Origin of the sequence: Lysinibacillus sp. FSL P4-0201 (assembly GCF_038593425.1) — a bacterium.
GTDB classification, from domain to species: domain Bacteria; phylum Bacillota; class Bacilli; order Bacillales_A; family Planococcaceae; genus Lysinibacillus; species Lysinibacillus capsici.
In genome coordinates, this window is record NZ_CP151995.1 from 736965 (window position 1) to 758133 (window position 21169).

General features: G+C 35.2%; 24 protein-coding genes. All 24 read left to right on the top strand.

The genetic code is table 11. The annotated features are described in order from the left end of the window. Positions 1-263: 263 nt before the first annotated feature. A complete protein-coding gene (locus MKY76_RS03505; RefSeq protein ID WP_048392086.1) occupies positions 264-1106 on the top strand; it encodes a DegV family protein in 843 nt (280 codons plus the stop codon). Positions 1107-1150: 44 nt separating this feature from the next. After that, a complete protein-coding gene (locus MKY76_RS03510; RefSeq protein ID WP_342557425.1) occupies positions 1151-2539 on the top strand; it encodes a DEAD/DEAH box helicase family protein in 1389 nt (462 codons plus the stop codon). After that, positions 2532-3122: a ComF family protein gene (locus MKY76_RS03515; RefSeq protein ID WP_342557426.1), complete on the top strand. Its 591-nt coding sequence runs from the start codon at positions 2532-2534 to the stop codon at positions 3120-3122. The genes MKY76_RS03510 and MKY76_RS03515 overlap by 8 nt, the downstream gene beginning before the upstream one ends. A gap of 78 nt (positions 3123-3200) precedes the next feature. Next, complete coding sequence (locus tag MKY76_RS03520) at positions 3201-3614, top strand: TIGR03826 family flagellar region protein (protein WP_066036322.1); 414 nt, start codon at positions 3201-3203, stop codon at positions 3612-3614. Between the two features lie 121 nt (positions 3615-3735). Further along, positions 3736-3996 (top strand): flagellar biosynthesis anti-sigma factor FlgM, encoded by a 261-nt coding sequence (gene flgM, locus MKY76_RS03525; RefSeq protein ID WP_115674238.1) that lies wholly within the window; start codon positions 3736-3738, stop codon positions 3994-3996. A 27-nt stretch (positions 3997-4023) separates the two neighbouring features. Beyond that, on the top strand, positions 4024-4524 hold the full coding sequence (locus MKY76_RS03530) for a flagellar protein FlgN (protein ID WP_115674239.1): 501 nt from the start codon (positions 4024-4026) through the stop codon (positions 4522-4524). A gap of 14 nt (positions 4525-4538) precedes the next feature. Then, on the top strand, positions 4539-6131 hold the full coding sequence (gene flgK / locus MKY76_RS03535) for a flagellar hook-associated protein FlgK (protein WP_103117457.1): 1593 nt from the start codon (positions 4539-4541) through the stop codon (positions 6129-6131). 54 nt (positions 6132-6185) lie between these two features. After that, positions 6186-7100, top strand: coding sequence for a flagellar hook-associated protein FlgL (gene flgL, locus MKY76_RS03540; RefSeq protein ID WP_342557427.1), 915 nt, complete (start codon positions 6186-6188; stop codon positions 7098-7100). Positions 7101-7157: 57 nt separating this feature from the next. Continuing rightward, positions 7158-7721 (top strand): DUF6470 family protein, encoded by a 564-nt coding sequence (locus MKY76_RS03545; RefSeq protein ID WP_342557428.1) that lies wholly within the window; start codon positions 7158-7160, stop codon positions 7719-7721. Between the two features lie 16 nt (positions 7722-7737). Beyond that, positions 7738-8181 carry a flagellar assembly protein FliW gene (gene fliW / locus MKY76_RS03550; RefSeq protein WP_342557429.1) on the top strand — a complete coding sequence of 148 codons (444 nt, stop codon included), beginning with the start codon at positions 7738-7740 and terminating at the stop codon, positions 8179-8181. Next, on the top strand, positions 8181-8399 hold the full coding sequence (csrA, locus tag MKY76_RS03555) for a carbon storage regulator CsrA (protein ID WP_103117461.1): 219 nt from the start codon (positions 8181-8183) through the stop codon (positions 8397-8399). Before fliW ends, csrA begins: the two co-directional genes overlap by 1 nt. 179 nt (positions 8400-8578) lie before the next feature. Further along, the gene (gene hag / locus MKY76_RS03560; protein ID WP_103117462.1) at positions 8579-9391 is read left to right on the top strand and encodes a flagellin Hag; all 813 of its coding nucleotides are present in this window, start codon (positions 8579-8581) and stop codon (positions 9389-9391) included. Between the two features lie 84 nt (positions 9392-9475). After that, on the top strand, positions 9476-11167 hold the full coding sequence (locus MKY76_RS03565; RefSeq protein WP_103117463.1) for a 6-hydroxymethylpterin diphosphokinase MptE-like protein: 1692 nt from the start codon (positions 9476-9478) through the stop codon (positions 11165-11167). Beyond that, positions 11167-11511, top strand: coding sequence for a hypothetical protein (locus MKY76_RS03570; protein ID WP_103117464.1), 345 nt, complete (start codon positions 11167-11169; stop codon positions 11509-11511). Before MKY76_RS03565 ends, MKY76_RS03570 begins: the two co-directional genes overlap by 1 nt. 1 nt (position 11512) lies before the next feature. Beyond that, on the top strand, positions 11513-12712 hold the full coding sequence (locus tag MKY76_RS03575) for a 6-hydroxymethylpterin diphosphokinase MptE-like protein (protein WP_342557430.1): 1200 nt from the start codon (positions 11513-11515) through the stop codon (positions 12710-12712). Beyond that, positions 12709-13707 carry an NAD-dependent 4,6-dehydratase LegB gene (locus tag MKY76_RS03580; protein WP_342557431.1) on the top strand — a complete coding sequence of 333 codons (999 nt, stop codon included), beginning with the start codon at positions 12709-12711 and terminating at the stop codon, positions 13705-13707. The genes MKY76_RS03575 and MKY76_RS03580 overlap by 4 nt, the downstream gene beginning before the upstream one ends. Then, on the top strand, positions 13704-14858 hold the full coding sequence (locus MKY76_RS03585; RefSeq protein WP_103117467.1) for a LegC family aminotransferase: 1155 nt from the start codon (positions 13704-13706) through the stop codon (positions 14856-14858). The genes MKY76_RS03580 and MKY76_RS03585 overlap by 4 nt, the downstream gene beginning before the upstream one ends. A gap of 1 nt (position 14859) precedes the next feature. Next, the gene (neuC, locus tag MKY76_RS03590; RefSeq protein ID WP_342557432.1) at positions 14860-15987 is read left to right on the top strand and encodes a UDP-N-acetylglucosamine 2-epimerase; all 1128 of its coding nucleotides are present in this window, start codon (positions 14860-14862) and stop codon (positions 15985-15987) included. Next, positions 15984-17063: an N-acetylneuraminate synthase gene (gene neuB, locus MKY76_RS03595; protein WP_103117469.1), complete on the top strand. Its 1080-nt coding sequence runs from the start codon at positions 15984-15986 to the stop codon at positions 17061-17063. Before neuC ends, neuB begins: the two co-directional genes overlap by 4 nt. Further along, a complete protein-coding gene (locus MKY76_RS03600; protein ID WP_342557433.1) occupies positions 17056-17679 on the top strand; it encodes an acetyltransferase in 624 nt (207 codons plus the stop codon). The genes neuB and MKY76_RS03600 overlap by 8 nt, the downstream gene beginning before the upstream one ends. Positions 17680-17684: 5 nt before the next feature. Further along, positions 17685-18728 carry a nucleotidyltransferase family protein gene (locus tag MKY76_RS03605; protein ID WP_103117471.1) on the top strand — a complete coding sequence of 348 codons (1044 nt, stop codon included), beginning with the start codon at positions 17685-17687 and terminating at the stop codon, positions 18726-18728. Between the two features lie 27 nt (positions 18729-18755). Beyond that, the gene (locus MKY76_RS03610) at positions 18756-19442 is read left to right on the top strand and encodes an acylneuraminate cytidylyltransferase family protein (protein ID WP_233732408.1); all 687 of its coding nucleotides are present in this window, start codon (positions 18756-18758) and stop codon (positions 19440-19442) included. A gap of 6 nt (positions 19443-19448) precedes the next feature. Then, entirely contained in the window at positions 19449-20234 is a 786-nt protein-coding gene (locus MKY76_RS03615; RefSeq protein WP_342557434.1) for an SDR family oxidoreductase, read from the top strand. Continuing rightward, positions 20228-21169, top strand: a complete 942-nt coding sequence (locus tag MKY76_RS03620; RefSeq protein ID WP_342557435.1) for a Gfo/Idh/MocA family oxidoreductase — start codon at positions 20228-20230, stop codon at positions 21167-21169. The genes MKY76_RS03615 and MKY76_RS03620 overlap by 7 nt, the downstream gene beginning before the upstream one ends.

Below are 21169 nucleotides of genomic sequence, written 5' to 3' on the forward strand. Positions count from 1 at the left end.
GCTATCTTCATTCAACATAACAATTGAGTGAAGATATGCCTATTTATACATAGACAATGAATGTGAAATGGAAGCTAGCTTACTAGCACGACTCTAGAAGGGCGAGAACGGGAATCCGACGTTCGTCATTCATTTCACATTCATTTCTTTTTGTTTTCCGTCATTTATGCAAAAGCGAAGCGCCAGCAATAACAACACAACAACAACAATTGCACCAAGTAGAAATAGATTGTAAACTAAAAATTATAGGAGAGTGGACATGGATGAGGACGGCAATCGTAACAGATAGTACTGCATATATTACAGCTGAGGAACGTGCACGCTTAAACATTCACATGATACCTTTAAGTGTTAATATCTCAGGTCAATTATTTGCAGAAGAAGTAGATATCACAGCATCTGAATTTTATGATAAGGTGCGTGGAGCTAAAGAATTTCCTAAAACAACACAACCTCCAATTGGAGAATTTGTTGCTCTTTTTGATGAGCTAGCAAAGGATTACGATGAGATAATTTCTATCCATTTATCGAGTGGTATTAGTGGAACATACCAAGGTGCAGTGCAGGCCGGTGAAATGGTGGAAGGTATTAATGTTTATGCCTTTGACAGTGAAATATCCTGTGCTGTTCAAGGCTTTTACGTATTAAGAGCAGCGGAGATGGCGAAAGAGGGCCATTCAGCAAAAGACATACTTGCAGCATTAGCGGACATGCAACAGTCTATTCGTGCTTACTTCATCGTAGACGACTTAGCACATTTACAACGTGGTGGGCGTTTATCTTCTGCAGCTGCATTAATCGGTGGCTTATTACAAGTAAAGCCTGTTTTACATTTTGTGGATAAGGTAATTGTACCTTTCGAAAAAATCCGAACACGTAAAAAGGCATTAAAGCGTGCGGAAGAATTGCTAGCAGAGGATGCAAAAAAGTATGCAGCGATGGACGCTGTTGTCATTCACGGAAATTGCCCTGCTGAAGCCCAAGAATGGCTAGAGCAATTAGCCGCAACGTACCCAAACGTAAACTTTAAATTGAGCTATTTTGGTCCTGTTATTGGTACTCATTTGGGTGAAGGGTCAATGGGATTAGGATGGACAAAAAAATAACGAATTGTGAGAAGTCTCTACAGCAAAAGTAGAGGCTTTTTTCTGTGAAAGGGGAGGTTTTAATGAGATATAGGGGTTGGTTGATGCCCCCAGCATTACGTGATTTTCATGAAGGGCGCATTTGGTTAAAAGAACATTCGCCATTTTCATCTGAAGATATTGAGAAAGCAATAAAGCGAAAATACGTCAGTATAATAGAAGGAATTCAAATAAAGCCAGCTATTAAATGCAATCGTTGTCACAATACAGACCCGCACTTATTCACAAAATTCGATTGCTCAAAATGTCAGCAACAATGTGTGTACTGCCGACACTGTATTAAAATGGGGAGAGTAAGTAGCTGTACAAAATTGATGATTTGGACAGGTCCCAAGACGATTAAAATTAACAAGCATTCATTAAAATGGGCAGGGCAATACACCGAACTCCAGCAACAGGCTGCTAATGAAACCTTGGCAAGTGTGAAAGCAAAACGCTCCCATTTAATTCATGCAGTTTGCGGTGCAGGCAAAACAGAGCTGCTTTTTCCTACTGTCTATGATGCATTAAAGAGAGGGCTACGTGTTTGTATCGCTACACCACGGACAGATGTAGTGTTAGAACTGTATCCACGCTTTCAAGAGGCTTTTCCTGATACAGTTATTCATGCTTTATACGGTGGAGCACCTCACCAAAAGGGCTATGCGCAGTTTATTATAGCAACGACGCATCAGCTCTACCGATTTGACAAGGCATTTGATGTCATTATTGTAGATGAGGCAGATGCTTTTCCTTATACATTTGATGAAACTTTACAAAGAGCAGTAGATAAGGCTAAAAAGGAAAATGCTCCTCTGGTATTTGTGACAGCAACCCCATCAGCATCATTACTCCATACCTTCCAACAAGAAAGCTACTCTTTTATTCCAAAACGCTATCATAATCATCCATTACCAGTCCCACAAGTTCGTTCTTTATGGAGCTATAATAAATGCTTTAAGCGAGGTAAAATCCCTAAAAGGTTAAAAAAGTGGGTGGAGGAGCGCTTACGCCAAAAGGAACCCTTTTTACTATTTTTCCCGACAATTGACTTAATGAAACGTGCAACTCCTCTTTTTCAAGGGTTAAATGAAGACATACTAGCTGTGCATGCAGCTGACCCAGAGCGGAAGCTGAAGGTGTTAAAGCTACGAAATAAAGCAGTTCCGGGCTTATTAACCACTACGATATTAGAAAGAGGCATTACAATCAGCAATGTACAGGTGGCTGTTATAGGGGCAGAGTCATTGATTTTTACTGCCAATGCTCTCATTCAGATTGCAGGTCGAGTTGGGCGAGATGTTCAATTTCCTGATGGAGACGTCCTATTCTTTCATCACGGTATTACGGCAGAGATGGATGAGGCATGTGCAAAAATTCATTTTTTTAATAAGAAGGGATTTCTGAATGAATAAAATAGAACCTCGTTGTTTAATATGCGCACAGCCGTTAAAAATAACTATTTCCTGGAAAATGATTCTAACCAAGCAATTCTCGCCGACTATATGTGAAAGATGCGCCGCTCGTTTTGTACCTTCACAATCTGCTACATCCCTTTATCAATATAATGAGGCGATGAAGGATTACTTACACCAGCTAAAGTTTCTTCAAGATGTGGCTCTTGCCAAGGTATTTCGACAGGAGCTCTATGATCGTCTCAATAAAGAAAAAGCAATTATTCTCCCCATTCCAATGCATCCTCTCAAGCAACAGGAGCGTACTTTCTCGCATACTGATGAACTATTAAAAGCGGCTCATATTCCCTTTATTCAATTATTAGAAAAGACAACGACAGAAACGCAAAGCTCCAAAAATAGAGAGCAGCGAATACAGGCAGCTCCACTTTTTTGCTTAAAGGAGGGAGCACAAGTTGAACATAAAAATTATCTTCTTTTTGACGATATAAAAACTACAGGGACAACTCTACAGCATGCTACAACTGTTTTAATGCAGGCGGGTGCTAAAAATGTCCAATACTTCACATTAATTGAAGGATGAAAATACCAATGCATTATGTATAATAGTTAATGAGACAGCATTCGTAGATAAATTTGCTAGAAAGAGGAGGAAAGGCCAATGGCAGAGGTTCGTAATTGTCCGAAATGTAATGAGTTTTTTAATTATACAGGAGTCCGAGAAGTGTGTCATAAGTGTGCACAATCAGAGGAGGAGCTTTATCAAATCGTTTATCGTTTCTTACGTAAACGTGAAAACCGTGCGGCAACAGTAGAACGTATTGTGGAAGCCACGGGAGCGGCAGAGGAGCTATTGTATAAATGGGTTCGTAAGGGTCGCCTGCAGCCAGCCATGTTCCCTAACCTTGGCTATCCATGTGATAACTGTGGTCATCTGACAACAACCGGTAAACTTTGTGCAAAATGCCAGGATGAATTAAAGGCAGACTTACGTACATTTGAAGCAGCTAAGGAATTCCGCGACAGTGTAGAGCAGCGTGATCGTGTAACCTATCACTCAGAGCGTAAACGTTAATTACTCCAAGTGTGTTAATTTTAAACAAAATTAGCACACTTTTTTCTATGTGAAAACTTAACATTATGTGAGACAATCCGAAATAATAGTAAGATAGGATTTAGAGATGGGGGGTATTGAAATGAAAATTACATCTTATGGTATTAATGCAGTTAACGCCTATAAAAACCAAGTGCGCAATGTGAAATCAGACGCAAACAAAGCATCTTTTGCTGATAAAATTGAAATTTCCAAGGCTGCACAGGAAATGCAGGGTGTTTCAACATACAGTACAGAGCGAGCGGAACATGTTCAACAGTTAAAAAAGGATATCGCTTCTGGTGAATACAAAGTAGATGCACGTAAAGTGGCAGAGGATATGCTGAAATATTATCGTTTCTAGGGAATAGCAGAAAGGGTGTATAACGATATGTCTGTAGAAGCAATTAGTTCTACACTAACAATGCTAGAGAGAATGCATAAAAGCTTACTTGAACTAGCCTATAAAAAAACAGAAATCATTAAAGCTGGCGATATCGAAGCTCTAGACCAATTGCTCAAGGATGAACAGGCGCATGTAGCAGCCATCGATAAGCTCGAGCAACAGCGTCAGAAACAGGTAACGGACTACCTTGAAGCAAATGGACTTGCTTCAGCTGACAAAACAACTGTCGCGGATGTCATCGAGGCTGCTGACCAACAAGCTGACAAAGCAACACTCTCAGCAGTTCGCGAACGTTTAATGCAAATTATTAATGACCTACGAAAACAAAATGATTTAAATCAAAAACTCGTTTTCCAATCACTACAAATTGTTAACTTAACACTAGACGCCGTAAGACCTCGCACAGAGCAAATCAACTACTCTAGCAACGAGGTTCTCGGCACAAACAATATAGCTAAAAAATCATATTTCGATTCACAAGCATAAAAGGAGGAAGAAACATGCGCTCAACATTTATGGGCTTAGAAGCTAGTAAACGCGGCCTCTTTGTACAACAAACAGCGTTATATACAACAGGACATAATATTTCTAATGCAAATACTCTAGGCTATTCTCGCCAACGAGTAAACATGCAAGCAACACCAGGCTTTCCAACGGCTGGGTTAAATCAACCTACTTATCCAGGGCACCTTGGTACAGGGGTTGAAGCAAGTTCGATCCAGCGTATACGCAGTGAATTTATTGATCGCCAATATCGTCAAGAAACGAATAAATTTGGCTATTGGGAATCTAGAACAAATGCTATTGCACAAATGGAAGATGTCATGAATGAACCTTCGGAATTTGGCTTAGATAAAGCTTTTGAACAGTTTTGGAAGGGACTCGAAGATGTTGGGACAAAACCAGCAGACGCAGCTTCACGTCAAGTAGCTATTAGACGTGCTGAGCACTTAGCCGAATCTTTTAATTATCTTGATAAACAATTAAAAATGATTCAGGGCAATCTTGGAAATGAACTTAATGTTTCGACCACTCAAATTAATACCATCCTAAAACAGATTGCAGCTGTTAATAAACAGATTCAAGAGGTTGAACCTAGTGGACATGTACCAAATGATTTATATGATGTTCGTGATACTTTAGTTGACAAATTAAATGAATATATCCCAGTATCGATTGAACGTATTCCTTCAGGTGGTTTAGCATCAGAGGTTGCAGAGGGAAGCTTAAAAATTACATTTAAAGGGACAGATGGTGTTGTCAGAGATCTAGTAAATGGCAAAGACTTTGCTCAATTTACAGCAATGGGTACCACTGGTACTAAAGTGACAGGCGACGATATTACAAATTCGTTCTCTGAATTACGATTAACAGGATTGGAATCTTTAGATGCGCATGAAGCAGGTGCTGTCACTAGTACACAAGCAGCTATTAAACAGCAAGACTTTGAAGCATCAAAAGGAAAATTACTATCATTAATTAATTCATATGGTTATCAAAGTGCGGGTGGCGATATTAAAGGATATTATCCAGAGACATTAGAAAAATTAGATCAATTAGCCAATGCATTTATTAAAGAATTCAACGCGCAGCACGCAAAAGGTTATACTCTTGAAGAGAAAGATGCAAATGGAAACATCATTAATGCTTCTGTTGCAGGGGGCGTATTCTTTGAAGGAACTGGTGCTGGTGGAATCAAAGTTAATGAAAATATATCTAAAAATCCGAACCTTTTAGCCGCATCATCTGACCCAACAGAAGAAGGAAATGGTAAGAATGCTTACGAACTTGCAAATATGCAACATAAATTATATGCAGATATAGATAACGCAAGTTTACAATCTTTTTATCAAGCAATGGTCGGAAAAGTTGGTGTAGATGGTGAAGAAGCTTTACGTTTAGCCGCTACGTCTGAATCCCAACGCCTAATGGTATCTAATAGTCGCGATGCTGTAAGTGCTGTTTCTCTAGATGAAGAAATGACAAATATGATTACGTTCCAACAGGCATACAATGCAAATGCACGTATGATTACGGTTGTCGATGAAACATTGGATAAAATCATTAATGGTATGGGGCGAGTAGGTCTTTAACAAAAAAATATAGAGACATTTCTCTTAGACATACAAGAAGGAGGGTTTTTCAGAATGCGTGTAACACAATCTATGCTTTCAAATAACATGCTACGCAATTTAAATAACAGCTACGGTAAAATGTCAAAGCTCCAAGATCAAATAAACTCTGGTTCAAAAATTACTCGTCCATCAGATGACCCAGTAATAGCAGTAAAAGGAATGGGTTATCGCCGAGATTTAGCTAAAGTAGAACAATATACTCGTAATATGATTACAGCAAGTAGCTGGTTAGATTCGACGGATGAATCACTTAATCAGGTTGGTGAGCAAATGAAACGAGTTCGCGAACTTGTTATTCAAGCAGCTAATGATACAAACACACCTGAAGAACGCGAAAAAATTAAAGGCGAAATTGACCAAATTCGCCAACAATTACAAGATGTAGGGAATACTAATATTGGTGGTAGTTACATATTTAGTGGAACCAATACAAACCAGCCTCTGTTTATACCTGGGGGAAGTGGTAAAGTAATTGATCCTACTATAAACAATAACTCTGTGAATATTGAGATATATGATGGTATTCAAATCCCAGTTAATACACCTGGAAAAGATTTGTTTAAGAATATAGATGATATGATGGGGAAAATTTCTGACTTATTAAATGACCCAACAAAAACAGGTGCGGAAATTGGAGATTTGCTTGGTGGCGTATCGTCCTCCAGTACAAATGATGATATCTTAACAATGCACAATAAAGTTCTAGAGGCACAAGCTGATATAGGTGCCCGTCAAAATCGTGTTGAGATGATGGAAAATCGTCTAGGTATCCGAGAAGTTAATGTTACAAAACAACTAAGAGATAATGAGTCTGTCGATTATTCAAAAGCTATTACCGAAATGGTGACACATGAATCAATTCATCAGGCTGCACTTTCAGTAGGTTCTAAAATTATTCAACAAACACTAGTGGACTTTATTCGCTAATATAATTAAGGCGTTTGAACATTTTGTTCAGACGCTTTTCTTAAAGGAGAAATGTTAATGAGACTCCCTCAAATCCAAATACGGACAACAGATGCAAAAATAGATCTGCACATTGCAAAACCACGACAGCATATTGAGCAGCCTAAAGCTACACAGCATATCAAACAGCCTTCTGCTATTTTAGATATAAATACAACAAGAAGTGTTTTGAAGATTGACTCTTCACAGGCAAGAAGAGATATAGGGATGATTGGCCCTTTGGAATCCAGTAAGAATTATGCTGAAAAGGGTAAAAAAGAGGCATTAAAAGGTATGGCACGTAGAGCAAGAGAGGGTAGACAAATGATGGATAGTGCTGGTAAAGATCAAGGTGGTTCTATAATTCGAAATATTGCAAAACAAAATCATGGCCCACATCGTACTCCGTTCAATATTAAATTTGTCCCTTCAATAGGTTCTGTAAAAATCGACTATTCGCCTGGCACAACTGATGTCAATATTCAGCGTAGGGAACCAATAATCGACACAAAAGTGAACAAACCAATTCACGAATACACACCAGGGAAAGTAACTGGTACAATGGTACAAAGACCAGATGTTGACATTGATGTCATCGTTTAAAGGAGTGCAGGAAAATATGAAAATAGCTACTAAATTTTTAGGAGAAGTCGAGATTGGTGAACAAGATATTCTGACGTTTGAACATGGCTTATTAGGTTTAGAAGATGAAAGAGAGTTCGTCTTACTTCCAATCGATGCTGACTTACCACTTGCATTGTTACAATCTGTTCAGCATGTGGAAATAGGCTTTGTAGTTGCCTATCCTTTTGCATTCAAACAAGATTATAGTTTTGACATTAGTGAAGAAGATCGTGAGCATTTACAAATTGTAAAGGAAGAGAATGTTCTTACATATGCCATTGTTACAATGAAGGAAACATTCCAAGACTCAACGATTAACTTGTTAGCACCCGTTATTTTAAATATAGAAAAAAAACGCGGGAAGCAAATCGTACTCCAAGATAATAAAGCCTTTCCTCTACGTTACCCAATGCAACCATTGGAAGGAAGTGCGAAATAATGTTAGTACTCTCACGTAAAAAAGATGAATCGATTATGATAGGCGATCAAATCGAAATTAAAATATTAGCTGTCGAAGGTGACCAAATTAAACTTGGTATAGTCGCACCCAAAACAGTTAAAGTACATCGCTCAGAAGTTTTTGAAGCAATTCAAGCTCAAAATAAGGAAGCGCTTGCTTCATCTTCAAGTTTTTTAGAACATCTGAAGAAAAAATAAAATAATAGCTACCCAAATCTACATAAAAAATAAAAAAATTTTAAATAAACTATTAAACTTTTCCAACTACTAAACGATATATAGATTGTAGGGAAAGGGAGGTACATACATACAACCCAAACCGACAATATTCCACACGGACGTGGAGTAAAAAACAAACATTCAAGGAGGAATTCCAAATGAGAATTCAACACAACATTTCTGCTTTAAACACACACCGTAACCTAGCTTTTAACAACACTGAAGCTTCAAAAAACCTTGAGAAGTTATCTTCTGGTTACAAAATCAACCGTGCTGGTGATGACGCTGCTGGTTTAGCAATCTCTGAAAAAATGCGCGGACAAATCCGTGGTCTTGATATGGCAACTAAAAACGCTCAAGACTCAATCTCTTTAATCCAAACTGCTGAGGGTGCACTTAACGAAACACACTCTATCCTACAACGTATGCGTGAATTAGCAGTTCAATCTGCAAACGATACAAACGTATCTTCAGATCGTACAGCGTTACAGGATGAAATTGATGCACTTGCTACTGAAATCACTCGTATTTCAACAGATACTGAATTTAACACGCAAAAGCTTTTAAATGGATCATTTAAATCTAAAGTATTCCATATTGGGGCTAACTCAGGTCAAAATTTGAAAATTACAATTGGTAATATGGGTGCGACATCATTAGGTGTAGCATCAATTGATATTACTAAACAATCAAGTGCAGATGCTGCAATTACAACAATTAATACTGCATTAGAAACTGTCTCAACACAACGTTCTAAATTAGGTGCTGTCCAAAATCGTTTAGAGCACACAATTAATAACTTAGGTGCAACATCTGAAAACTTAACAGCTGCTGAATCACGTATCCGTGATACAGATATGGCGAAAGAAATGATGGGCTTCACTAAGAATAATATCTTAATGCAAGCTGCACAATCTATGCTAGCTCAAGCAAACCAACAGCCACAAGGTGTTCTACAATTATTACAATAATTTTTTAAAAGAAAAAGTCCTTTTTTAAAGGGCTTTTTCTTTATTTTTTGATATAAAAGTCGATATAAGAAAAGAGGTGACAACATGAGCGAAATTATAAATTACATAGTATCAAAAACTGGAATTAACACTGTGGAAGTAAACGGATATTTACTGCATAGTAAATATGATCCTATCAAAGAAGCAGATCGAATTGTCGAAAAAGAATTTAAAGAAAACTTTGTACATATTTTATTTGGTAATGGTTTAGGCTATATTTCAAACGCATTAAAAGCAAAATTAAAGGATAAAGGTGAATTACTTATAGTAGAGCCTTTTAAAGAGTTTTTAGGATCTAAAAATGAAGATATTCTTTTTATTGAACAAAGAGAGGATATTAACAATAAAATAAACTATTTATTACATGATAATAGACGAGACATAAAAGTTATTTGTAGCCCTAATTATGATAAAATTGCTCCGGAAGCATATAAAGAGTTATTAAAAAATATTAAAGATATACAAAGTTTAAATATAATTGAAGAAAACACATTAAGATTAGCAAGTGAAAATTGGCAAGAAAATTATATAAAAAACTTATTGTATGCCTCACAGGATGCTTCGATAAGCGAATTGTACAGGGCTTATAATTGCCCTGTTATAATAGCATCTGGTGGTCCGTCATTAACAAAGCAACTACCACTATTAAAAAAAATCAAAAATAGTGTTATTTTAATTGCTTCAGGCTCCACTATTAATTCTTTATTGAAAGAAAATATTGAACCTGATTATATTGTTACAATTGACGGGTCAGAGGCTAATTATAAACATTTTAACCAAATAACATCACATAAAGCATCTCTATTATATAGTCTAAGTAGTAATTATAAAATTCAACATGAGTATAAAGGGAAAAGATATGCGTTTCTACCTCTTGTCAATAATCAAGTTGAGAAACGAATAAAAGAAGAGTTAAATTTAACGTTACCACATATTGCAGGGGGAGGTTCAGTTTCAACCTTTGCTTTTACAATTGCAATGTATATAACAACAGGACCTATTGCCTTAATCGGACAAGATTTAGCCTATACCGAAAATTTAACACATGCTAATAATAATAAAAATCAAAAATCCGTTGATGATTCTTATTTTAAAAAACGAAATGCTTTTCAAGTAGAAGGATACTTCGATGACTTAGTTATGACAGATTATGTTTTTTATTCAATGAAGAATTCTTTTGAACAAATACACAAAAAAATTAAGCATTCAGCATCGATTTTTAATTGTACAGAAGGGGGGGTTAAAATAAAGGGTTTCAAACAAATATCTTTTAAGAATTTCGCAGATAATTATGTAGAAGCAAATGATATTTTTAAAGTTAATTCAGAAAAATCAACAAGTAAAGAGCGGTTAAATAGTCTTTTTATGATGCTAAATGATGAAATAAAGAAATATGAACAATTAGAATCTTTATGTTCAGAAGCAATTATTACACTAAAAAAGGATAAAAATAAATTAATTTTTAGTAATAATACATTAAAAAAATTAGATAAAATTGATAATAAAAGTAAGGAAATTTTAAATGATGTTCTTATGAATGATATTATTAAACCAATCACGATGGATGTAATGAGGAGTTTTAAAGAAAAAGAAAATGAAACCCCAAAAGAAAAGTTTGAGCGTAGTTATAATCAAAACATGTTGCTATATTCACAGTTGTTAAAAGCTACGAAAATATCTAAAAAATTTACATTGGAAGCAGTTTCTACAATTAAAACTGAAATAGGTGAATTATAATGAATGAAGTATTCGACGTAATAGAAAGTTATAATGAATACATTGTGAGAATACCCCAGGGAGCAATTTATATTGCTAATTGTTTACGAGAAGATAAACTAAATGAAGCACTATTAACAATTAAAGATTTCTCAGAAGGAGTTATTTGGTTATCCGATGCTTCTAATTTACTTGAAAAGAATAATATAGACGTTAGTTTAAGTATTGGGGAAATTCACAATTTTTTAAATGAAATTAATGAAGGGCTAGAAAAGCACGATTTTTTGTTAGTTGCTGACTTATTTGAATACGAAATTGCTCCATTCTTTAAAGAATTGAAGATGATTGAAGGAATGAATCAGTAAAGTGCGGTGGGAAGTAACTTTATCCAAAAGTGGTGAAAATACACTTCTTTTAAATGGGATTCAAATTTATAGCCAATATCGACCAGTAGAAGGAGCAAAGCGGTTTATACAAGCTGAGTACGACTCTAATGCTGGTAGCTATTTGTTGATTGGGCTAGGGCTAGGACATCATCTACAAGCATTATTAGAATGTGTAAACGGAAAAGAAATAATTGTTTACTATTTTTCAGAAAGTGAATTACAACTATTTAAAAAGTATAATGTGACTAACTGGTGGAAAAAGAAAAACATACATCTAGTAAATAAAATAAACTCATTATCTCTAAATAATGATGTGCAAATAATACTGCCTAATGTTTGGTTAAAAGCTATTGGACAAGAACATCCATTATTTTCAATTCTTGAGGTCATTAAAATTCAACAGATTTCCTATAAAAGGAATAGAGAACTGCTAAGAGAGAACTTTAATAAAAATATAATGCTAGGTGATTTTACAATTCAAACAAAAAAACAAACAAAAATTGCATGTTTAGTAGCAGCAGGACCATCATTAAATGAGACTGTTTTTTGGTTGAAAAAATATCAAAATGACATAGATATATATGTAGTAAGTACAGCATTAAAAACTTTGCTTGCTCATGATGTATATCCAAAAGCTGTAGTAATATCTGATGCTAATGAAATAACATTACAACATTTTGAAAAAACAGGCTATAAAGGACAATTATATTATTTATGTACAGCGAATTATCAAAGTATAATTCATCATAAAGGTCCTCGTTACATTTTATATCAAAAAGGGTATGAATTAGCTGAGAAACATGTAAAAAACGTGCCTCTAATTGATACGGGAGGTTCTGTAGGTACTGTAACCTTTAGCTTAGTAGAGCAACTAGGTTATGAAAAGATTGTATTATTCGGACAAGATTTGGGGTTTTATGGACAACATACACATGCCAATTTCGCTACTTCTAATAGATTTTTCACTAATGAATTTTCTGTTAGAGAAGAACAAGCAAATGATGGTAGTATCATTTATACTAGACCAATGTTTCAAGTTTTTAAGCACTGGTACGATCAAAAGATGACTACGACAAAATTAAAAGTATTTAATACAGCCAGAAAAGGTGCAAAGATAAAAAATGTTCCTCTTATAGATGAACTACAATTTCAGCATTTAGTAAATGGAGATAATTTATGAAAAAAATTTTAGTAACCGGAGCAGATGGCTTTATCGGCTCACATTTAACCGAAACATTAGTACGACAAGGCTATGATGTTCGTGCATTTGTTTACTACAATTCATTTAATTCATGGGGCTGGTTAGATCAGTCTTCAACGGAAATTAAATCATCATTGGATGTGTTTGCTGGAGATATTCGTGATCCGTATGGTGTGAAAGAAGCTATGAAAGGCTGTACGCATGTCCTTAACTTAGCAGCACTAATTGCAATTCCGTATTCCTACCACTCACCTGCAACTTATGTAGATACAAATGTGACAGGGACGTTAAACGTAGTACAAGCAGCGAAAGAGTTAGGCGTAGAAAAGGTAGTACATACATCTACAAGTGAAGTATATGGAACGGCATTATATGTACCAATCGATGAAGAGCATCCGTTACAAGGACAATCACCTTATTCTGCATCAAAAATAGGCGCTGATCAAATGGCATTGTCATTTTATCGTTCATTTGATACACCTGTATCTGTTATTCGTCCGTTTAATACATATGGACCTCGCCAATCTGCTCGCGCGGTTATCCCGACAATTATTAGTCAGTTAGCAAATGGCAAAAAGAATATTAAACTTGGAGCTATAAGTCCTACACGTGATTTTAACTATGTAAAAGATACTGTTAATGGTTTTATATCTGTAATGAATTCTGCTAATTCAATCGGTGAAGTCATTAATATCGGATCAAATTACGAAGTTTCTATTGGTGAAACTGCGCAAATGATTGCAGAAATTATGGGTGTAGATTTAACAATCGAAACTGATGAGCAACGTCTACGTCCTGAAAAAAGTGAAGTGGAACGTCTTTGGGCAGAGAACGAAAAGGCGAAGGAACTACTTGGATGGGAACCACAATATGGTGGTAAAGAGGGCTTCCATAGAGGACTTGAAGAAACAATAGAATGGTTTACAAATCCTAAGAACTTATCTCAATATAAGGCAGATGTTTATAATATATGAATAATCAATGGGTTGAATTTTCAGATAATGTAAAGCGGTATTACGGAAAAGACTTTGTACCTTTACATGAGCCTACATTCAATGAAAAAGAAGTAGAATATGTGACGGATTGTATCAAAACAGGTTGGGTTTCCTCAGTTGGAGCTTATGTCAATCGTTTAGAGGAAGACCTCGCTAAATTTGTCGGCGTTAAACGTGCTGTTGCTGTTGTAAATGGTACTGCTGCATTACATATTGCATTAAAAGTTGCCGGGGTAAAAGCGGAAGACGAAGTGTTAATGCCTTCCCTTACTTTTATTGCAACAGCCAATGCTGTGTCATATTTGGGGGCAGTACCTCATTTTATTGATGTATCCTTTCATACTTTAGGTGTGGATGCAGATAAATTACAAATCTACCTAGAGCAAATTGGAACAACAAAAAACAACCAGCTTTATAATAGAGAGACAGGAAGACGTATATCTGCGCTTGTACCAATGCACACATTCGGTCATGCGGTTGATATAGAAGGTTTGCTTAAAGTATGTGATATGTATAATGTTACGCTTGTGGAAGATGCAGCAGAATCATTGGGTACTTATTATAAAGGAAAACATACGGGTAGCTTTGGAAAAGTAAGTGCCATTAGCTTTAACGGCAATAAAATTATGACAACGGGCGGTGGCGGTGCGATTGTAACAGATGACGATGCGATAGCTGATTATGCAAAACATTTAACAACGACAGCTAAAATTCCACATAGTTGGGCGTATGAGCACGATGAAATTGGATTTAATTACCGCATGCCGAATTTAAATGCAGCATTAGGTTGTGCGCAGTTAGAAAAAATGCCAACGTTTATTCAACAAAAACGAGAATTAACAAAACACTATGAGCGATGGCTAAGTAATTTAGAAGGCGTCCATTTATTTAAAGAGCCTGCAAATACTAGAAGCAATTATTGGTTACAAACTATTCTCCTAGATGAACAGATTAATCGTGATGAGGTATTGAGTTTTTTAAATGAGCGAGGTGTAATGAGCCGTCCGATTTGGAAACCGATGCACCATTTAGCAATTTATCAAAACTGTCCGAAATCCGATTTAAATGTGACAGAACAGTTGAATAGAAGCGTTGTCAATATTCCTAGCACACCAATAAGTGAGGGATAACATGAAACGTAAAATTTGTATTGTGACTGGTACTAGAGCCGAGTACGGTTTACTATTCAATCTTGCTAAGAAGTTACAACAAGATGAAGAATTTGATTTGCAGATGGTTGTAACGGGCATGCATTTATCTCCAGAATTTGGAAGCACTTATAAAGAAATTGAGAATGATGGTTTTTTTATTAATGAAAAGATAGAAATTCTTTTATCTGCTGACTCATCTACTGGCATTGTGAAATCGATTGGACTTGCCGCAATTAGTTTTGCGGATGCATTTAATCGTTTACAACCAGATTTACTGATCATTTTAGGTGATCGGTTTGAAATGCTAGCAGCTGCTCAAACAGCACTTATTATGCAAATCCCTATTGCCCATATACATGGTGGGGAATGTACTTTTGGTGCGTATGATGATGCGATTCGTCATTCCATTACAAAAATGGCTAACTGGCACTTTACAAGTACAGAATCTCATCGTAAACGTGTTATTCAATTGGGCGAATCTCCAGAACGTGTCTTTAATGTCGGAGCACTTGGCATAGAAAATATTGTGAGTTTAAATCTAATGACGCGTAAGGAACTATTTCAAAATCTTCAACTGGATGAGCAACATCCTATGTTTTTAATTACTTATCATCCTGAAACGAATGGTCATATTAATGGAATCTATGAATTATTAAAGACATTGGAACATTATTCTGATGTTAATTTAGTATTTACAAAATCAAATGCTGATAATGGTGGAAGGTTAATTAATGAAGCTATTCAACAATTCATATTAAAACATAAAAATGCTAAAATATTCGATTCACTTGGTCAATTAAAGTACTTAAGTGCAGTGAAGAATGCGGATGTTGTCATTGGGAATTCTTCGAGTGGATTAATAGAAGTTCCTTATTTAGAGACTCCTACTGTTAATTGTGGAAACCGTCAGGAAGGGCGAGAGCATCCCAATTCAGTATTTAATACAAATATGGATGCTGATAATATTTATCATACGATTGAAGTGGCTAGAAAGTTTAGCAATAAGTATGAACATATATTTGGTGATGGCAAAGTATCGGAAAAAATAATGACAGTATTACGCAGCTTACCTTCATTTTCTATTCAAAAGGGGTTTTATGATTTATGAACAAAAAAACATATATCATCGCTGAAGCAGGTGTCAATCATAATGGGTCATTAAAAATGGCAAAAGAGCTTGTGATGGTCGCAAAAGAAGCAGGAGCTGACGCGGTAAAATTTCAAACATTTAAAGCTGAAAACTTAGTAACAAAGCAAGCACTGCAAGCTGCTTATCAAGTTGAAAATTTAGGTGAGGCTTCATCTCAATTTGCGATGTTGAAGAAATTAGAATTAACTTATGAGGAATTTATTGAACTGCAAGCATTTTGTCAATCAGAGCAAATAGAATTTCTTTCGACACCTTTTGACTTTGAAAGTGTCGATTTTTTGCTAGATGAACTTGCTATTGCAACGGCTAAAATCCCTTCAGGTGAATTAACCAACGCACCATTTATTCATTATATAGCCACAAAACAAAAACCAATAATTTTATCTACTGGAATGGCAACTGTCGAAGAGTTACATGAGGCATTAGCATTTATAGCTTATGGCTTAGTAAAATCAAAGGAACCTGTTACGATAGAGCGTGTAAATAACTTTTATACGACTGAAGAAGCGAAAGAAGCGTTAAAAAATTATGTTACTTTGTTACATTGTACAACGCAATATCCGGCGCCAGTTGATTCCATTAATTTAAAAGCAATGATTGAAATGGAAAGAAACTTTCAACTACCGATTGGCTTATCAGACCATTCAGAAGGAATCCATATTCCATTAGTAGCAGTAGGTATGGGAGCAACTGTATTAGAGAAACATTTTACGTTAGATAAAACGTTAGAAGGGCCAGATCATATAGCCTCTTTAAATCCTGATGAACTTTATTCCATGATAAAAGGAATTAGAGAAGTAGAACAGGCATTAGGAGATGGCATAAAAAGTCCCACACCTATAGAACTTCAAAATCGCATTCCAGCACGGAAAAGCATAGTTGCTAAACAAACGATACAAGCTGGTGAAAAATTCTCTGTTAGCAATTTAACTGTAAAAAGACCTGGAGATGGTATGCAACCATCTAAATACTGGTCTCTTATCGGTGAAACTGCATCAAGATCATATGAAGAGGATGAGCTAATTAATGAATAAGCCGATTATTATGATTGGGAATGGTGGACATGCTTCCGTATTAACTGAAATGTTATTGGCACAGAAGGAAACGATTATCGGATTTACTGTACCTACTGCAGAAGAGAATGCTTTTGGTTTAACTTATTTAGGATCAGATGAGGTAATAGAAGCATATAGTCCATCTGACATTGAACTAGTACTCGCCATAGGAACAATTAAGCCATCACCATTACGAGAAAAAATATTTACAAAGTTTACGCAAAAAAAGTATCGTTTTAAATCTGTCATTCATCCTTCAGCCATTATTGCTCCTTCCGTTCAATTAGGACAAGGAGTTCAAATAATGGCTGGTGCTATTATTCAAACTAATGCGAAAATTGCCGATAATAATATTATAAACACTGGTTCATTGATTGACCATGATTGTAGGATTGAGTCTCACGTACATATTGCACCAGGAACTAAAATCTCAGGCAATGTCCATATACGAAAAGGAACTCATATAGGTATAGGAGCAACAATTTTACAGGGGATTGAGATAGGGGAAAGCTGTTTAATTGGTGCGGGTGCTGTGGTCATCAAAAATATAGCCAATCATATGAAAGCAATTGGTGTACCTGCTAAGGAAGTGTGACTTATATGAAACAAATGGAAAAAATTATTGTTAATCAGAAGCAAACATTATTAGATACTATGAGGATTATTGATAAATCTTCTTTACAGTTTGCGGTAGTAGTAGATGAAGAGCAACGATTACTTGGTACTGTTACAGACGGTGATATTCGTCGCGGTATTTTACGAGGAGAAGGTCTAGAGGTACCAATAACTTCTATAATGAATGCTACCCCAATTAGTTTGAAATTTGGACAAAAAACATATAAATATAAGCAATTTATGCATTTGAAAAAACTAAAGCAGTTACCGATAGTCGATGAATCAAATAAAATTGTAGATGTGTTGTTTATGGATAAGCTAAATGTATCCCCAAATAAAAATAAAGTAGTTTTAATGCTTGGTGGTTTAGGTACTAGGTTACGTCCCCTGACAAATGATATTCCTAAACCGATGTTAAAAATAGGGAATAAACCTATTTTAGAAAATATCATTGAAGGATTTAAACAATATGGATATACAAATTTTATTTTTTCCGTAAACTATAGAAAGGAAGTCATACAGAATTATTTTCAAAATGGTGAAGCTTTCGATGTACAGATTGAGTATATTGAAGAAGAAAAAAGAATGGGAACTGCAGGTGCGCTATCTTTACTTAAACACAGATTAAAAGAACCATTTTTTGTAATGAATGGGGATTTACTTACCCAGATAAATTTTGAACAACTTATGGATTTTCATATAGAGCAACAATCTATTGCAACGATGTGTGTAAGAGAATATGAGTTTCAAATTCCATATGGCGTTATTGAAACTTTAGATACGCAATTAGTGAGCATAAAAGAAAAACCTCTTCATCGAAGTTTTGTAAATGCAGGAATCTATGTGTTAAGTCCTGAAACGTTGAATTACATTCCTAGTGATGAATTTTATGACATGCCAACACTATTTGAGAAATTAATTGATATAGAGAAGAAAACATCAGTCTTCCCTATTCATGAATATTGGATAGATATAGGTCAGATAGAAGATTTTAATAGAGCGAAAAGTTATTATAGTGAAAAGAGATGAAGAAAGATGGTAGGGGAAGAAAAAGTAATGGCTTTAATACCAGCAAGAGGCGGAAGTAAATCTATTCCTCGTAAAAATATTGTTAATCTTTACGGTAAGCCACTTATAGCTTGGACAATCGAGACTGCTTTAAATACTCCTGAAATTGATAAAGTAATTGTTTCTACAGATGATTTAGAAATTGCTAAAGTAGCTTCTGAGTATGGAGCTGAGGTGCAAATGCGCCCAACAGAACTAGCTACCGACACTTCTCTAGTCATTGATACTATGCATTACGTAATAAATGAATTACATCAAGAACAAGACTATTACACATACATCGTATTATTAGAAGCTACTGCACCTTTTAGAACAGTAGAAGATATAAGTAATTGTATAAAAAAAATATATGAAGAATCGCTTGATTCTGTAGCAACATTTAAAGAAGCAGAGTTAAATCCTAATAGAGCATGGAAAATAAAGGATGGTGTTCCAGCTTCGTTTATTGATGGAGTTATCCCATGGTTACCTCGCCAACAGTTACCAGAAGCATATCAGCTAAACGGAGCAGTTTATGTAACAAAAATAGAGGCATTGTTAAAATCAAAGAGAGAAATTATGATAGGGAAAATCGGAGCTGTAACTATGCCTAAAGAACGTTCAATAGATATAGATGATAAGATTGATCTTTTAGTAGCAGAATTATTATTAAAAAACAATTTGAAAAGTAGGTAAGTGTTTATGAGTATTTTATTAAAGGAACTATTTGATTTATCAGGGAAAACAGCCTTAATTACCGGCGGAGCAGGTTATTTAGGAACAGAAATGTGTGAAGCTTTAGCTGAACAAGGAGCTAACATTTATATTGCCAGTAGAGATGTGAATAAATGCCGAATTTTAGCTGATAAATTAGCTGCTAAATATCCAAATCAAAATTTCAGTGCGATGAAATTAGATTTAATGAATAAAAATTCGATTGCAGAGACAGTTAGTAAAATTGATAAATTAGACATTTTAATCAATAATGCTTGGTCCGGAAATAAAAATTCTTTTGAATCAATTTCAAATGAGGATTGGGAATATGATATTGATATGAGTCTAAATTCAGTTTTTAGACTTGTAAAAGCAACACAACATTTATTAAAGCAATCTCAAGGCGTTATTTTAAATACTGCTTCAATGTATGGTCATGTAGCACCAGATTATAGAATGTATAATAATGAGAAATATACAAATCCTCCAAGTTATGGGGCAGCTAAAGCAGCAGTAATACAGTTTAGTAAGTATTTATCTAGCTTTTTAGCTCCTTATCATATTCGAGTAAACTGCATTAGCCCTGGCCCATTTCCTTTTCCAGAAACACAAAAAGATGAAGAGTTTATACGCCGACTAGGGGAAAAAAATCCAATGAACCGTATTGGACAACCTTATGAGCTTAAAGGTGTAGTGGCATTATTATGCTCTGATGCATCCTCATATATTACGGGACAAAATATTTGTGTAGATGGTGGCTGGGGAGTATGGTGAAAAAAATAGGATTAATTGGCTTAACTGAAAATAACGGACATCCATATTCTTGGGGATCTATTATTAACGGGTATAACGATAACGCATTAAGTGATGCAAATTGGGATGTTATTTATAACTATGTTAAAAAGAGGGACATCTCTGAATTAGGTTTTCCCAACGTTAAAATTACTCATGTATGGACTCAAGATGATGCTATTAGCAATAAATTAGCAAATGCGATTTGCGCAGACATTGTTGTTGAAAATTACACCGATATGATCGGAGAAGTTGATGCAGTAATCATTGCTCGAGATGATTATGAACAACATTTAGTAATGGCTAAACCATTTTTAGAAGCAGGAATGAAAGTTTTAATAGATAAGCCTTTAACAATGGAAATGTCAGAGTTATTGTTTTTTAAAGAATACCTTTATAAAGGACAATTAATGTCAGTTGCAGGATTAAGATTTGCAATGGAACTTGATGAGATAAGAGCCAATATTAACACGTTTGGTAAACTAAAAGTGATTCAATCATCAGTTATCAACGAATGGGAAAAATATGGTATACATATTATAGACGGGGTTTTAGGATTAATAGATGAAAAGCCAAAATCGATTGAATATATTCCTAGTAATGCTGAAATATATATAGTTACCTTTGATAGTGGATTAGTCTGGACAATTAATATACTTGAAAATACACAAAAAACTTTTAATATAGAAGTTTGGGGAGAATCGAAAAGATCTAGCGTCGAAATTGATGATAATTTTTCTATGTTTAGACGAATGCTTTATCGATTTGTAAAGTTAATAGATGAAAATGAAATACTTTATAATCCTGAAAATACTTTGATATCAATTGCACTATTAATAGCCGGAAAGCAATCGCGTCAAGAGAATAGAAAAATTACATTGGATGAGCTTTATCATTGCTTAGGAATAGAAGGGTAA